The organism is Sphingomonas echinoides, assembly GCF_029623395.1.
In the GTDB taxonomy this organism is placed as follows: Bacteria; Pseudomonadota; Alphaproteobacteria; order Sphingomonadales; family Sphingomonadaceae; genus Sphingomonas; species Sphingomonas echinoides_A.
The window spans coordinates 41,421-57,598 of the sequence record NZ_JAPYKK010000002.1 but is presented as its reverse complement, the minus strand read 5'-3'; the positions used below and the strand labels follow the sequence as shown (position 1 = coordinate 57,598).

At 67.4% G+C, this 16,178-nt stretch carries 8 protein-coding genes; 2 read left to right on the top strand and 6 right to left on the bottom strand.

Annotation, left to right across the window (positions count from 1 at the left end):
• Positions 1 to 14: 14 nt before the first annotated feature.
• Genes QBJ92_RS02035 through QBJ92_RS02015 form a run of 5 tightly spaced genes read right to left on the bottom strand, consistent with a single transcriptional unit; the run spans position 15 to position 11,266 of the window.
• The gene (locus tag QBJ92_RS02035; protein WP_277968022.1) at positions 15 to 2,333 is read right to left on the bottom strand and encodes a GH92 family glycosyl hydrolase; all 2,319 of its coding nucleotides are present in this window, start codon (positions 2,331 to 2,333) and stop codon (positions 15 to 17) included.
• The gene (locus tag QBJ92_RS02030) at positions 2,330 to 3,760 is read right to left on the bottom strand and encodes a glycoside hydrolase family 125 protein (RefSeq protein WP_277968021.1); all 1,431 of its coding nucleotides are present in this window, start codon (positions 3,758 to 3,760) and stop codon (positions 2,330 to 2,332) included. Before QBJ92_RS02030 ends, QBJ92_RS02035 begins: the two co-directional genes overlap by 4 nt.
• A complete protein-coding gene (locus QBJ92_RS02025; protein ID WP_277968020.1) occupies positions 3,757 to 6,306 on the bottom strand; it encodes a glycoside hydrolase family 3 C-terminal domain-containing protein in 2,550 nt (849 codons plus the stop codon). The genes QBJ92_RS02030 and QBJ92_RS02025 overlap by 4 nt, the downstream gene beginning before the upstream one ends.
• Entirely contained in the window at positions 6,303 to 8,906 is a 2,604-nt protein-coding gene (locus QBJ92_RS02020) for a beta-mannosidase (RefSeq protein WP_277968019.1), read from the bottom strand. The genes QBJ92_RS02025 and QBJ92_RS02020 overlap by 4 nt, the downstream gene beginning before the upstream one ends.
• A complete protein-coding gene (locus QBJ92_RS02015) occupies positions 8,906 to 11,266 on the bottom strand; it encodes a beta-N-acetylhexosaminidase (protein WP_277968018.1) in 2,361 nt (786 codons plus the stop codon). The genes QBJ92_RS02020 and QBJ92_RS02015 overlap by 1 nt, the downstream gene beginning before the upstream one ends.
• A 255-nt stretch (positions 11,267 to 11,521) precedes the next feature.
• Between QBJ92_RS02015 and QBJ92_RS02010 the strand changes: the two genes are divergently transcribed.
• Both QBJ92_RS02010 and galA read left to right on the top strand, forming a co-directional pair.
• Positions 11,522 to 12,259, top strand: a complete 738-nt coding sequence (locus QBJ92_RS02010) for a GntR family transcriptional regulator (RefSeq protein ID WP_277968017.1) — start codon at positions 11,522 to 11,524, stop codon at positions 12,257 to 12,259.
• Between the two features lie 35 nt (positions 12,260 to 12,294).
• Positions 12,295 to 15,207, top strand: a complete 2,913-nt coding sequence (galA, locus tag QBJ92_RS02005) for a beta-galactosidase GalA (RefSeq protein WP_277968016.1) — start codon at positions 12,295 to 12,297, stop codon at positions 15,205 to 15,207.
• A gap of 35 nt (positions 15,208 to 15,242) precedes the next feature.
• Here the strand turns inward: galA and QBJ92_RS02000 are convergent, their stop codons facing one another.
• Positions 15,243 to 16,133: a DMT family transporter gene (locus tag QBJ92_RS02000; RefSeq protein ID WP_277968015.1), complete on the bottom strand. Its 891-nt coding sequence runs from the start codon at positions 16,131 to 16,133 to the stop codon at positions 15,243 to 15,245.
• Between the last annotated feature and the right edge of the window lie 45 nt (positions 16,134 to 16,178).

The window sequence follows — 16,178 nt, the reverse complement described above, 5'->3', positions numbered from 1 at the left end:
AGGGGTCTCCAGGGTCATGCCGAATGGCCAAAGGATGGCGGACGATCGCCGCGTGCTGCGCCGAAGCCGGGGTTGGGCTTGGCCGACATGGTGAAGCGGAGCGTGCCACCGGCGACGAGCGTGGCGTGGTCGATCCAGCTCTTCGTCCAGGGTTTGCCGTTCCAGGTGACCGCAGTGACATAGGGCGTATCGGCGCGGTTGCCGGGGGCGAGGATCGTCAGCGTGCGGCGGTCACCGACGCGCACGACCGCGCGCTCGAACAGGGGGGAGCCGAACACATAGACCGCCTCGACCGGATCGACCGGGTAGAAGCCGAGCGCCGAGAAGACGAACCATGCGCTCATCTGCCCGCAATCGTCGTTGCCGATGATCCCGTCGGGCGCGTTGCGGTACATCTCGGTGCACAGCCGCCGGACCATCGCCTGCGTCTTCCACGGTTGTCCGGCATAAGCATAGAGATAGGCGGCATGCTGGTCGGGTTCGTTGCCGTGGGCATATTGACCGAGCATCCCCGAGATATCGGGCGGCGCATTGGCGGGGAGGGTCGAGGGCGCGGAGAACATCGCGTCGAGCTTGGCCGCGAACGCCGCGTCTCCGCCGACATGCGCGATCCGGCCGTAGATGTCATGCTGGTTGAGGAAGGTCGCCTGCCAGCCGTTCGCCTCGGTATAGTCACGCCAGCCGGGGCGCGGCATGTGGCCGAGCTGGATCGGATCGTACGGCGTCCACCATGTGCCGTCGGCGAAGCGCGGGCGCGCGAAGCCGGTCTCGCGGTCGATCACGTTGCGCCAGTTGCCCGAGCGCTTGAGCAGGCGATCGGCGTCCGTCGTCGCACCGGCGGCGCGCGCGATCTGCGCCGACGCCCAATCGTCATAGGCATATTCCTGCGTGCGGCTGACGCTTTCGAAAACCTTGTCCGCGGGGACATAGCCGAGCCGGTCGTACAGGTCGCGCCCAAGGCTGTTGTCCTTGTCGGGGGCGGCGAAATCAAAGCTGCGCTCGGCGATTGCGGGCCAGGCGGCGGCGTAATCGGCGGGGATGCCCTTGGCGCGGGCTTCGGCGAGCGGGACGACGCCGTGCCAGCCGATCATCGTGCCGGTTTCCTTGTCCTGCAGCGGCCAGACCAGCGGGCCATAAGGCGATTGCTGTGTCTGGCGGATCAGGTCGTCGATCAGGCTCTTGGTGCGCACGGGCGCGATCAGCGTGAGCAACGGATGGAGCGCGCGATACGTGTCCCACAGCGACCAGCTGCTGTAGGCGGCCCCGCCGCGCGGGACCGTGTGGGTCTTGCCGTCGAGCCCGACGTAACGCCCGTCGACATCCGAGAACAGCGTGGGGGCAAGCTGCGCGTGATACAAAGCCGAGGCGAGGATGGTGCGCTGGTCGGCGGTGCCGCCTTCGACCTGCACCGCGCCCAATGTGTCGGCCCAGCTTTTGCGCGCGGCGCGCAAGGTGCGGTCGAAGTCCCAATGCGACGCTTCCGCCGCGAGATTGGCGCGCGCGCCTGCGACATCGACACCGGAAATCCCACAGCGCATCAGCAGCGGTGCCGATCCCGCGTCGTCGAAGTGGAGCGCCAGCTTGAGCCGCTTGCCCGCGACTTGCCGGGTGCCGGCGGGCTGCTCGACATCGTCGTCGCCGTAGAAGGTGACGCGGTCGGGGCGGCGCGAGCATTGCAGCGCGAAGTGGATGCGGCGGCCCTTCGCCCAGCGGAACACGCGGCGTCCGCCAGTGATCGTCCCGTCGGCGTCGATCGCGAGCGTCGCATCGTCGATCAACGGGGCCTTGTCGGAGGTGTCATGGACGAGGTGCGACAGGTCGATCAGCACATGCCCCGCACCGCGCGGGAAGGTGTATCGATGCCAGCCGGTGCGCTCGGTCGTGGTGAGTTCGGCGCGCACGCCCGATTCGAGCTGGACACGGTACGAGCCCGGCTCGGCGACTTCGTTCGAATAGCGCTGGCGGTAGCCCGCGTCGGGATTGTCGATCGGCCCGGGGAGCAACTGTACCGGACCCGTCGTCGGCACGACCAGCACGTCGAGCATGTCGCCGATCCCGGTGCCCGACAGATGGGTGTGGCTGAACCCCATGATCGAGCCGTCGCCGTGGTGATAGCCCGAGCACGTATCCCAGCGCGTGACGTCGGTATCGGGGCCGAGCTGGACCATGCCGAACGGCAAGGTGGGGCCGGGGTAGGTATGCCCGTCGCCGCCGGTCCCGACGAACAAGTTGGGCGCAGTGGCGGCAGGGCGCGTGGCGGCGCGGAGTGGCATTGCGCTGGCCAGCAGCGCGATGGCGGAACTGCCGATCAGGGTACGACGGTCGATGCTCACAAGGTGCCTTCCAGCAAAGCGGGGCGGGTGTTGGCGACATGGACGATCAGCTCGCCGAACAGGCCGTTGGCCCAGGCGAACCACGAGCGGGTAAATTGCGCGGGATCATCCTGGTCGAAGGTTTCGTGCATGAAGCCGGTGCCCGCGTCGGTATCGCGCAAGGTCTTGAGGCAGGCACGGATCGTCGCCGGATCGTCGCTCGACAGGCCGCGGACGATCAGCGACATCGGCCAGATCTGGCGCAGGCCGACATGCGGGCCGCCGATCCCTTCGCACGCTTTTCCGCGGAAGAAATAGGGGTTGGCGGGGCTCCACGCGGCGGCCTGGGTGCGCTGCCACAGCGGGTCGTTGGCGGGCACGCAGCCGAGATAGCCGAGGCCCGACAGCGAGGGGACGTTCGCGTCGTCCATGAAGATTGCGTTGCCGAAGCCGTCGACCTCATAGGCCCACACTTCGCTGCCATCGCGCAGCCGCATCCGGCCGTGTTCGGCCAGCGCGCGCGCGACTTCGTCGGCAAGCGCGGTGGCGTCCTGCGCGAGGGCTGCGTCGCCGCGCGCGCCCTGCGCGACGACCGCGAGTTCGCGCAAGGCGGTGACCGCGAACAGGTTGGACGGGATCAGGAAGGGATAGAGGCACGCATCGTCCGACGGGCGGAACCCGCAATGGATCAGCCCGACCGGGCGCGACGGGTTGCCATAGCCGTCGAGCGGCATCGTCTCGATGTTGCGATCCGACTTCCGCAGGAAGCTGTAGGGCCCGGGACCGTCTTTACGTTGCTGCACGCGGAAGGTCGCGATGCTCAGCCGCGCGGCTTCGGCCCAGCGCGCGTCGAACGGCGCGCGGTCGCGGGTCGCCTGCCAATAGCCATGCGCGAGCCGCATCGGGTAGCAGAGAGAATCGATCTCCCATTTGCGCTCGGCGACGCCGGGTTTCATGTCGGTCTTGTCGGAGAGCGACCAGCTCAGGTCGGTCTTGGCGGTCGGATCTTCCATGAACGCATTGGCATAGGGGTCGATCAGGATCGAGCGCGCCTGTCGCGCGATCAGCCCGTGGAAGACTTGCCGCAGCGGCGCATCCTCGCGCGCGAGATGGAGATAGGGGGTCATCTGCGCCGAAGAATCGCGCAGCCACAGGCATGGGATATCGCCGGTGATGACGAACGCATCGGGCGCGCCGTCGACCGTGGTCAGTCTGACGGTGGTGTCGAGCGTGTTCGGATAGCAATTGGCGAACATCCAGCGCAGCTTGGGATCGCCGATCTTCGCCGAAACCCGCGCGATCTCGCGCTCGACTGCGCGGCTGGTGAAGCGGCGGGCACCGACTGCAGGGCGCTTGCTCGGCAGCGAAGTCGCACTCAGCGCGGGCGTTGCGGTGAGCGTGGCCCCAGCCACGCCACCCAGGATGGCTTCGCGGCGTGTCACGATCATTTCGGGAGCTCCTGGCGGGTGCCGGTGATCGTCAGGTCGATCCACGCGCCCGGCGCGGTGCCGGGCTGACCGCCGCCGACGAAAATGCGATACGCACCCGGCTCGACCGTCCGCGTGCCGTCGCGCGCGACCAGGCTGAGGCTGCGTGGATCGAGCGTGAAGCTGGCGGTGCGGGTCTTGCCGCGCGGCACCGCAAGGCGGGTGAAGCCGACGAGCTGGCGCTGGAGGACCGGGGTGGTCCCGCCCGCTGCCGCGGCAGTGGTCGGGACGAGATACGCCTGAACGACTTCCTCGCCGTCGCGGCCACCGGTATTGGCGACGCGGACCTGCACCGTGGCGCTTTGCCCGGCGGCAACGCTGACTCGCGCGACCGGCGCGGTATAGCCGTAACTGGTGTAGCTCAGGCCGTGGCCGAAGCCCCAGGTCGGCGTGCCGGTGAAGTAGCGATAGGTCCGCTCCTTCATCCCGTAATCGACGAAGGCGGGCAGATCGGTGGTGTTGGCGTAGAAGGTGACCGGCAAGCGGCCCGACGGATTGTTGCGCCCGGCGAGCGTGTCGGCAATCGCGGTGCCGCCCGATTCCCCCGGATACCAGGCGGCGAGGATCGCATCGGCATTGGCGGGGTCGAGCGCGACCGCACTGCCGCTGGTCAGCACCAGCACGATCGGCTTGCCCGTCGCCTTGAGCGCCGCGATCAGGCGTTGCTGCGCGAACGGCAGCGCGATGTCGGTGCGGTCACCGCCGACGAAACCGGGAACGCTGACCGACAGCGCCTCGCCTTCGAGATCGGGCGACAGGCCGACCGACACGACCACGACGTCGGACGCGTTCGCTGCGGCGACCGCCTCGGCGATCAGCGGCTCGGCGGGGGGGAGCCACAGCAGGCGAACGCCTTCGTCGTCGCTGACATGGTCGAACTCTAGCTTGAACGCGACTGGGCGACCGTCGCTCGTGAACGGAACGTCGATGCGGCCCTTCTTGATCTCGCCTTGCGACAGCGGCTTGCCGTCGATCCACAGCCGCGCGGCATCGTGCGACTTGCAATATTTCCAGCAGGCGGGGGCATCGACGATCAGGCGATACGTGCCCGGCCCCGGCGGCACGAGTTCGCCGGTCCAGCGTGCGCTCCACTGCGCGCCCAAGCCGGGGGCGGGGGCGGCGCGGTTGGTATCATGATCGATATGGCGCTCGCGCCGCGTCGCGACGGGCGTGCCGGTCGCGCCGGGGGTGGCGAAATATTCGGCCTGCAAGCCGGGCGCGCCGTTCGAGCGGAGTGCGGTCTCGGGGATCGGGACGGCAGAACCATCGGCGAGCAGCGAGCCTTGCGCATAGCGCACGTTGGCTGCGCCGAATTCGCGGCGAATCCCTTCCAGCGGGGTGACCGGGGTGATCGCGGTGCCGTGGTAATTGCCCTGGAGCACGCCGACGTCATCGGCGTCCGCGCCGATCAGCGCGATCCGCGTGCCCGCCTTGAGCGGCAAGCGGTTGGCGTCGTTCTTGAGCAGCACGATCGCCTTGCGCGCGGCCTCCAGCGCGATCGCGTGATGGTCGGGCGTGCCGATCTCCTTGGGCGAAATCTTCGACCACAGGCTAGTCGCGCCGTACGCGATGCCGAGCGCGCGGCGCGCATCGAGCGCGCGTTGCAGCGAGGTGTCGATTTCCTGCTGCGTGACCAGCCCGCGCTTCAGCGCCTCGGGCAGCGCGGCATAGGTGTTGCCGCAGTTGAGGTCGGTTCCGCCCTTGAGCGAGGCCGCGGCGGCACCTGCGGCATCGAGCCGGTAATGGTGGAACATGTGGACGTTGGCGACCGCATCGCAATCCGACACGGTGAAGCCCTTGAAGCCCCAGTCGCGCCGCAGCCGATCGATCATCAACGGCGCGTTGGCACATGCGGGCACGCCGAGGATCGAGTTGTAGGCGCACATTAGCGACTGCGCCTTGCCCTCGGTCACCGCGAGGCGGAACGCGGGGAGATAGGTCGCCTCGAGGTCCTGCGGCGACGGATCGACGTCGAAACTGTCGCGGCCGGCCTCGGGGCCGCTGTGGACCGCGAAATGCTTGGGCGTCGCGATGACCTTGGGGTGCACGGGGTCGGGGCCCTGCAGGCCGGTGACGAAGGCGACGCCGAGCCGCCCGGTCAGATACGGATCCTCGCCATAGGTTTCCTGCCCGCGGCCCCAGCGCGGATCGCGGAAGATGTTGATGTTGGGCGACCAGATCGTCAGCCCTTCGTAGATCTTGCGATCGGCATTCACCGGCTGCGCGTTGAACTTGGCGCGCGCCTCGGTCGCGACGACGTCGCCGATCCGCTTGAGCAGCGGCGCGTCCCACGTCGCGGCCATGCCGATCGCCTGCGGGAAGACCGTCGCATAGCCGTTGCGCGCGATCCCGTGGAGGCCCTCGCTCCACCAGTCATAGGCGGGCAGCCCGGCGGCGGGGTCGGCGGGCGCGCTGCTCTGTAGTTGCGCCGCTTTCTGCTCGGGGGTCATGGTGGCGAGGTTGGGCGAGACTTGCGCGGCCTCGGCGGCGAGCAACAACCAGATCATCGGCGGGATCCCAGCGAACGGAGGGTAAGGGCGGCGGCGAGCGCCTTTGGCGTGGCCTTGGACGTGACGGTGATCGTGCGGCTTTCGCCGGGCAACAGGTCGAACCCGTCATCGGACGGGTGCGCGCCGATGCTGCCGAAATCGAGCATCACCGCGCGCGCGAGCGCGTTTGCGTGCACCGTCACGGTATCGCCCGACCAGGTCGCGGTCAGGCCGGGGTCGGGGTAGCGCATCGTCTTGGGGACGCCGCGTTCGATGATCGTGCGGCTGACGACCGCATCGCCGATCATCAGTTCGGCGACCGCATAGCTCGTCGCGGGGTCGGCGCCCGCGAACAGCGCCGCGTCGTCGAGTTTGGCGACGTCGGTCGCGGACAGCGCGGGGAGCGTGGTTTCCGCGCCTTGCTCGGCAAGCGGCTTGCCCGCCATATCGAACGCGCGGATCCTCCAGCGTGCGGCGATCGGGGTGGTGGCATCCGAGACCAATGCGATCCGGGTTGCGCCGTTCTTATGCTCGGCGACGATCACCTGCGGCGCGAAGAAGCGGCGCGCGGCATAATGGAGCAGCTTCCAGCGGCCGCTATAGTCGATGCTCGACCAGGAAATCGACGGCCAGACGTCGTTGAGCTGCCAGTAGAGCGACCCCATCGTCACCGGGCGGCAGGAGCGATGGTGAAGCGCCGCCAGCGCAATCGCCTCGGCCTGGTTGACCTGGCTCAGATAGACGAAGTCGGCGATGTCCTTGGGCTCGCCCAGCCGGTCGCGCATGTAGAGCAACAGGCGGTCATTGCCTTCGCCGGCGAGGAACTTTTGGTGCGCCTTGAGCACCGGGCTGGTCGGCTGGAGCGGGCCGTTGCCCGCGAAGCCGCGCACCGTCGCCATGTCGGGCATCGCCTGGAAGCCATATTCCGACATGAAGCGCGGGCAGGCGTCGAGATAGCGTTCGACCGGCTTGGAGCCCGACCAGACATCCCAGAAATGGCGGTCGCCCGCTTTGTCGGTATCGGCCGGGCCGTCATAGTCGTTCGAGGGCGAGCCCGGCCAATAGGGCGTGCCCGGCGAGCGCGTCAGCACCGCATCGCGCAACACGCGATCGAACAGCACCGCCATGCCGACGCCGATCCGCTCCTGCTCGTCCGCGCCGACGACTTTCTTGAACGCCTTCCGATCGCTCCAGTTTTCCCAGCCCGACAGGATTTCGTTGCCGCCCGCCCACAGGACGATCGAGGGATGGTTGCCGAGCCGCTCGACCTGTTCCTCCGCCTCGATCTGGACGTTCTTGCGGAAGGCGGCATCGGGCGGGGTGACCGATCCGCCGAACATGAAGTCCTGCCACACCATCAGGCCCATCTCGTCCGCCATGTCGTAAAAGGCGTCGTCGAGATAATAGCCGCCGCCCCAGATGCGCAGCATGTTCATGTTGGTGTCGCGCGCGGCGGTCACCAGCAGGCGCATCGATGCGGGTGTGACGCGAGTCGGGAAACTGTCGAACGGGATGACATTCGCGCCCTTGGCGAAGATCGGGATGCCGTTGACGCGGAACCCCATCGCGCCATTGTCGCGGATCAGCTCGACCGTGCGCAGGCCGATGCGGCGGTCCGCAGTGTCGGTCGCCGCCCCGTCCTGCTCAAGCGCCGCGGACACGCGGTACAGCGCCTGCGCGCCATAGCCGACGGGCTGCCAACGTTGCGGGCGCGCGACCGTGATCGGCAGCGACACGGCGTTCGGTCCGGCGGCGAGCGTGACGGCTTGCGTGACGGTCTGGTTGGTGCCGCCCGGTCCGGTCAGCGTGACGCGGATCTGCGCGGGGCCGGCGCGATCGGCCTGGATAACGGTCTTCGCGAGCAATCGTGCTTCGGCATCCGACAGCGCATCCTGGTCGACGCGCAGCGTATCGATCCGTGCGCTGTCCCACGCCTCGAGCCGCACCGGGCGCCACGGCCCGACGTTGAGGATGCGCGGGCCCCAGTCCCAACTGTAATTATACTTGGGTTTGCGGATGTAGGGCGAGGTCTGGCGACCCTTGGGCTCGTCGCCGAACGCGGAATCATATTCGCCCGGAAGCGACGCCTTTTGCGCCATCACCATCGGCTGCAACGTCTTGATCGGCGCGGCGAAGGTGACGAGGATTTCGTTCGCGCCGACTTTGAGAAACGGTTTCGCGGCGATCCGCCAGCGGCGATGCGCGTTGTCGGCGCTGAGCACCGCACGCCCGTTGATCGTCACGGTCGCGAAGGTGTCGAGCCCGTCGAACACCAGATCGAGATGATCGCGCGTGAGCATCGCGGGCGTCACCGCGAGCGTGCGGCGATATTGCCAGTCGGTTCGCCCGACCCACTGGATCGCGGCTTCGTTGGTGGCGAGGAACGGGTCGGGCACGCGGTGGCGCGCGATCAGGTCCTGCTGGATGCTGCCGGGTACGCGCGCGGGGAACCAGCGCGCCTCGGGGCGATGCGCGGCGATCGCGGCACCGTCCGACGGCGCGATCCGCGCCTGCCAGCCGTCGTCGAGCGGGACCGCGGAGCGCGGCGCGGCGGCGAGCGGCGCGGCGACCGCGGCAAGCAACGTCAGGACGAAAGCGCTGCGCAAAGCCCGACGCATCAGCGGCGCTCGGTCAGCTGGACGGACAGCGGCGCGTAATTGGGCCCCTCGGCTGGCGACGTGAATTGGAAGCATAGGTCGTGGTCACCCGTCATTCGTGGAAGCGTAGCGGAAAAGGTCATGCGTGTCGGCGCGGTCGCGGGATCGGGGAGCGGAAAGCTTGCGAGCACCTTGGTCGGCGGCGCGTCCTTGCCGGGCGCGCGACCGCTCGTGTCGCGGCACCCGAGCGAGACGAGCAGTTCGCCATAAGGCGTGACGCGGAAATGCTGGCGCACGTCCGCAGTATCGTGCGCCAGCCCGAAATTGCGGGCGATCCGCGCGACGTCGACGGTGAAGCCGCCCGCGACATCGAGCGGCGCGGCGGGATAAACGCTGCACGTGTCGAACACGCCGATGTGGACGGTGGGACCGTTGGTCTCGGCATCCGCGGTCATCGGCATCCGCAACCCGAACGACCGTCCCGGGCAGGCGACGAGGTCGGACGGCGTGCGTGACAGCAAGGCCGTGCGGCTCGTGGCGAAGTCCCGGACCTTTGCGGTGGCGATTCCCTCGGCATCGAACGCGGCGGCCTTGATCGTCACGCCGGGCGCGACGATCAGCGGGGTGGCATAAGCGGCGGACCGCGCGGTCGGTGCGCTGCCGTCGAGCGTGTAGCGGATCGTGCCGACCGGCACCTGCGTCGCGAGCGTGACCGTCACCTTGCCCGTACGGAGTGCGTCGCCGCGGGAGCCTTGCAGCGTGTAGCCGACCGCGAAGGCGCTGTCCGCGACTTCGATCCCGCCCCGCCGCCATCGCGCGACTTGGGGCGCTAGCCGCTTCGAGAAACTGGAAAAATCGCGCGGTGCGCTGGACCACGTCGTTTCCGCCAGTGCCGCCGCGCGGGGGAATAGCGCGTGCTGCACCTGATAAGGGGTTACGAGGTACTCGCTCCATGCATTCGCTTGCGCGCCAAGCACATGTTTAGCGCGCGCGGGATCGATCCCCTTGGGCATCGGATCATAGGCATAGATTGCCGCAAGCGTCTGTACCTTCAGCCGCCCCGGCGGTTCGTCCGCACGGTCGCTCTGCAGATTGTCGAGGTACAGCATCGGGTCGGGCGATAGGACGACATCGTGCCCAGCGTTCGCCGCATCGACCGCGCCCTTTTCACCACGCCACGACATCACGGATGCAGACGGGGGCAACCCACCCTCGAGGATCTCGTCCCAGCCAATCAGCCGCCGACCCTTGCTCGCAAGATACCGGCCGAACGTGTCGATCAGCCAGCTTTGCAACCCGTTTTCGGTCTTGATGTTCAGCGATGCCATTTGCGCTTGCACCTGGGGTGAGCGTTGCCACTGGTCCTTGATCGCTTCGTCGCCGCCCAGATGGACGTAACTGCCCGGGAACACCGAGATTAATTCGTCGAGAACCGCCTCGACGAACGCAACGCCCTTAGGGCCGGGGTTGAGCAGATACGGATTTATCCCCCAGTCGTGCGACACGGCGGGGCGATCCCCCAATACGCCAAGCTCCGGATAGGCTGCGACCAAAGCCTGCGCGTGGCCCGGAAGATCGATTTCGGGAACGATCGTGATCCCGCGCTCGGCGGCATAGCGCATTAGCGCGCGCAATTGGGTCTGCGTATAGAAACCGCCGACGCGCGTTGTGGGGGCGGCTCCGCCGGTCGATGGGGGTGTCCGATACGCGCCAATTTCGGTCAGCTTCGGGTAGCGTTTGACTTCAAACCGCCAGCCCTGGTCGTCGGTCAGGTGCAGATGGAGCGTGTTGAGCTTCACCGCCGCCATCTGTTCGACGATCTGGTACAGCGCGGGGAGTGGCTGGAAATGGCGCGCGACGTCGACCATCAGGCCGCGCCAGGCGAAACGCGGGGCGTCCGAGATCGATACGCCCGCGACCGTCACCGGCTTGCCGAACGCCTGGTCGGGGCTAAGCAGTTGGGCGAGCGTCATCGCGCCGTACACGAACCCGCTGCGGGACGCGGCGGCGATCCGGATTCCACCGCCGGTCACGTCGAGCCGATACGCTTCTGGTCCGGTGATGGTCCGGTCGCGGACGAAGCGGATCGTGGCGTCGGCATTCGCGACCTGCAACGTGATTCCGCGCGTCGTCGTCACGCGGGCGATCAGCAATTGCGCAGCCGAGGCGGCCTCTGCATCGCCGGGCGGCACCGCAATGGTGGTGCCGGTGACGACTCGGACCACGCCCGGCGTGGTGGTGATCGTGGCGGGGAGCGGCAGCAACGGCAAAGGCTTAGCAACACCAGCGGATTGCGCCGAAGCCGAAGGAATGCCGAGGACCGCGGACATCATCCCGACCGTGCCGATCGCCCAGCGAAGCGTATACGCAGATCTTGCCACGGTCGTTCCTCCAGCGTCGCGCGCATCCCACACCGGCGGCACGCGACTGCATCGGGGTCTAACCAATATAAGTCCACTTGCAACCCGCCCGAACGTCGTCATTGCCCCGATTGCTTCGTGCCACCATCGTACGGCGGCGATACCAATCCTGCGAAAAGACTATCCCGATTGATCACCTTAGACACATTGACTAGTCTGAACACACGATGACCGCGTGAACCGGGATGTCGGCGCGGGCGCGACAAGGGGTGGGTTTTGGCTTTTACACATCAAATCGGGGCATTTCGCGAGGGAAACCCAGCGCCTTTGTACCTTCAGCTGCAGCAATTGATCCGCGATGCGATCAATCAGGACGTACTCGCGCAGGGCGATGCGATCCCCGCCGAGCGCGATCTGGCGACCGATTATGACGTGTCGCGTATCACGGTGCGCAAGGCGATCGGCGGGTTGGTCGAGGAAGGGTTGCTGACGCGGCGACGTGGCGCAGGGACGTTCGTGACTGGGCGCGTCGAGAAGAGCTTCTCCAAATTGTCGTCTTTTTCCGAGGACATGGCGGCGCGTGGCAAGACCGCGTCGAGCAGCTGGATCAGCCGCACGACCGGGACGGTCGATCCCGAGGAAGCGATGTCGCTGGGTCTGTCGCCTGGAACACCGGTGTACCGCTTTCACCGCATTCGGATGGCCGACGATCAACCGATGGCGCTCGAATTCTCGACCATCGCCGGATATTGCCTGCCCGCGGTCAGCGCGGTGGAAGAATCGCTTTATACTGCGCTCGATAAGGCCGGAAGCAGACCAGTTCGGGCACTTCAGCGGTTGCGCGCGATCCCGTTCGGGGCGGAACATGCACGGATGCTTGGGGTCGATGCGGGGCATCCCGGGTTGCTGATCGAGCGGCGCGGGTTCCTGAAAGATGGGCGGGCGGCGGAGTTTACGCGCTCCTATTACCGCGGCGATGCCTATGATTTCGTGGCGGAACTGTCGGATCTCTGATCGCCCAAGCGCCTGTCCTTCCCCGGAGTTATGCCATGAACCGTCGTCAGCTCCTGCTCGCCTCCGCGGCGAGTGCGGCGGGAGTCGCGAGCGGTAGTTTTGCCCGCGTTCCCCGACAGATAGCTGCAGGAGATGCGGGCGCGGTGCCGATGCCGCAACCGACGCGGACCCTGCCGTCGATGCTGCCTGAGACCGATCCGGCGCGGATCCGGCTCGAACGCGGGTGGCGGTTTCAGGAGGGGGATGTCGTCGCGGCGCCGCCTGCGAACCACGAGCAGACCTATCTCAGCGTCAAGGCGGGCAATGCGCAGGGCGCCGCGGCGATGGCGTTCGATGACTCCGATTGGCTGGAAGTAAGGCTGCCGCATGACTGGGCGGCGGCGCAACCCTTTGTCGAGACAGCGAATATTTCGCAAGGCTATCGCCCGCGCGGGATCGGTTGGTACCGCCGGACGCTGCGGTTGGACCCGGCGGACCGGGGCAAGAGGATCGAGCTGCAGTTCGATGGAATCGCGACCAATGCGACGATTTGGGTCAATGGCAGCGTCGCCGCGCATAGTTGGTCGGGGTATACCGGAATCACCGTCGATTTGACGCCGTTTGCGCGGTTTGGGGACGCGGAAAACGTCGTTGCGATCCGTGTTGACGCGCAGGCGATGGAAGGCTGGTGGTATGAAGGCGCGGGGCTGTATCGCCATGCCTGGCTCATCCGCCGTGCGCCGGTTGCGATCAAAAGCGACGGGATTTACGCCGATCCACGCCAGAAAGACGACGGATCGTGGCAGGTTCCGGTCGTCGCGACGCTGTTTAGCGTCGATCGGACGACGGTTTCGGTCGTGGTCGAAACGACGCTCCGAAATCCGGATCAAAAGATAGTATCTCACAGCGAAACGACGGTCAAGATCGCGCCGTTGGAGGATGCCGACGCGACGCTGACGCTCGACGTTGCGGCACCCGAATTGTGGTCGATCGACGATCCGCGGCTCTACACGCTGGTCGCCACGGTGCGGCGCGACGGGGTGGTGGTGGACGAGCGCCGCGTCGCGATCGGCTTCCGCACGATCCGGTTCGATCCGGCGCAGGGGTTCTTCCTCAACGACCGGCATGTGAAGATCAAGGGCGTCTGCCTGCATCAGGATCATGCGGGCGTCGGGGTCGCGGTGCCCGATGCGTTGCTGCGCTGGCGGCTCGAACGGTTGAAGGCGATGGGGTGCAATGCGATCCGCTGTTCGCACGGCGCGCCCGCGCCCGAGCTGCTCGATCTGGCCGACCGGATGGGGTTCGTCGTGATGGACGAGAATCGGCAGTTCAACCCGGCGCCCGATTATCTCGCGCAGCTCGAATGGCTGATCCGGCGTGATCGCAACCATCCGAGCGTCATCCTGTGGTCGGTGTTCAACGAGGAACCGATGCAGGCAAGCGAGGCGGGTGTGGAGATGGTCCGGCGGATGGCGCATGCGGTGCGGAAACTCGATGACAGCCGCCCGATCACCGCGGCGCTCAACGGGTCGTTCTTCGATCCGGTGACGGTCGCGAACGTGGTCGATGTCACCGGGTTCAATTATTATCAGAACGATTACGACCGCTTCCACGCGCAATTCCCCAACCGCGCGATGACGAGTTCGGAGGATACCAGCGCGTATGAGACGCGCGGGGCGTTCGCTGGCGATCCGGCGAAGCATATCGCTTCCTCCTATGACGTCGAGAATGCGAGCTGGGGCGATACGCACCGCGCGACGTGGAAGACAATCGCCGAGCGTGCGTTCGTCGCGGGTGGGTTCGTGTGGACCGGGTTCGATTATCATGGCGAGCCGACGCCGTATGCGTGGCCGACGATTGCGAGCTTCTTCGGGATCCTCGACCTGTGCGGTTTCCCCAAGACCGCGTTCGACATCCACCGCGCGCACTGGATCGACGATGCACCCGTCGTCAGCCTCGCGCCGCACTGGAGCTGGCCGGGGCGTGAGGGGCAGCCGATCACGGTGCTGGTGATGAGCAATGCCGAACAGGTTGCGCTGCGGCTCAACGGGCGGGCGCTCGGCGCACAAGCGGTCGATCGCTGGATGGGGAATAGCTGGACGGTGCCTTATGCGCCCGGGCGGATCGAGGTCGTCGCGCTGCGGGGCGGGCGGATCGTCGCGCGGGCGGCGCACGAGACCGTGGGGGCTGCGGTTGCGCTCCGCCTGACGCCAGCGCGCAGCGTGATGGCGGGGGATGGCGAGGATACGCAGCCGATCACGGTCGATGCGATCGATGCGCGCGGGCGGCATGTGCCGACTGCGAACTTGCCGGTGCGCTTTGCGGTGACGGGGGCCGCGATCATCGGGTTGGGGAATGGAGACCCCAATAGCCACGAGCCCGAGCAGTCTGCTCCGGGCGCCGGTGCACGGTCTTTGTTCAACGGACTGGCGCAGGTGATCGTGCGCGCGAGCGCGGGGCGTGGGCGGATCGCGATTGAGGCGCGCGCGCCCGGGCTGGCCCCGGCACAGCTCACGATCGACCAGCTTGCGGTCGCGCCGCCGCCGCAGGTGGCGGTGACCCCGGCGCAGCAACGCGTCGCGCAATGGCGGCGGTCGATGCCGTTCGACGCGCGACCGTCGCCCGAGCTCGCGCCGAGCGATGGGGACAATAACAGCTGGGCGTTCGTTGCGAGCGGCACCGCGACCCCGCCCGGGTCGGGCGGGCGCTGGCGGGTGTATCGGTCATCGATCGTGCCGTGGCGGGCGGTTGGTGCTGGCGGGGGGCGGTTGCGTTTCGCGGCGGTCGGCGGGCGCGCGGAATTGTGGGTCGATGGCGTGCGGGTCGCGGACAAGGCGAGTGCTGCGCCTGCGCCGATCGACGCCCGGATCGCGCCCGGCGCGGGTCCGCGGCGGATCGTGTTGCTGGTCGAAGCGGAGGCGGCTTCGGCATCCGGGGTGATGGGGCCGGTGACGCTGTCGGCGCTGTAGGTCGCGCACCCCGCCAAAAGCCGCAAGCCCGACTTTTAGAAAAGCGAGGTGAGCAATACGCCAAGGATGATCGCGGTGCCTGCGACAATCTGCCGGGCGCTCATCGTCTCGCGGAAGAACCTGTGTCCGGCGATGGCGGCGATCGGCGCCTCGATGATGCCGAGCGCGCGGACGGGTGCAGCCGGTGAGAGCGCAAGCGCCACGAACCACCCGACCGAAGCGCACGCGCCGCACAATCCGGCACCCAGCGACGGTCGCCAGGCGCGCAGCACGTTGGCAAGCGTGGCCGGGTCGCGCCACGCCAGGAACAGGACCATGAAGGCGGTCTGCATCGCCTGCACCACGGCGACGCAGACGATCGCGGCGAAGATCGGATGCTGCGCATCGAGCGCGAGGGCGGCGTGCCGGAACGCGTTGAGCGAAAACCCGAAGAACAAGCCCGACCCCAGACCGAACGCCGCCCCGGACAGCGAGGCGCCAAGCTGCCGTGGCGAAGGCCAGCTCAGCGCGGCAAGCCCGACCGTCGTAATTCCCACACCCAGCCACGCAATGCCGCTGATCCGATCGTCGTAGATGACCAGCCCGAGCAGCGCCGCCAGCGGCAGCGAGCTTTGCTGGAGCGCCGTGCCGACCGCAAAGCCGGAACGATGCATTGCGTTCAACAGCGCGGCGGTCGCGAGGATCTGGCTTGCTGCCCCGACCGTTGCCGACGCCCAAAATGCGCCCGACCAATGCAGCGCGCCATTCGGGACGACCAGCAATGCCAGCAGCACGAAGACGACAGAAAACGGCAGGCCGAACAGGAAGCGCACGAGGGTTGCGCCCCACGGGCCGGAGGTCGTCATGACGCTGCGCTGCAGGGCATTGCGACCGACCTGGAAGGTCGCTGCCAACAGCGTCGCCGGTATCCAGACAAGGTTGGCCATGACGTCGCCTTAAGGTGCGCGACGATCGTCGTCACCCCGTTTACG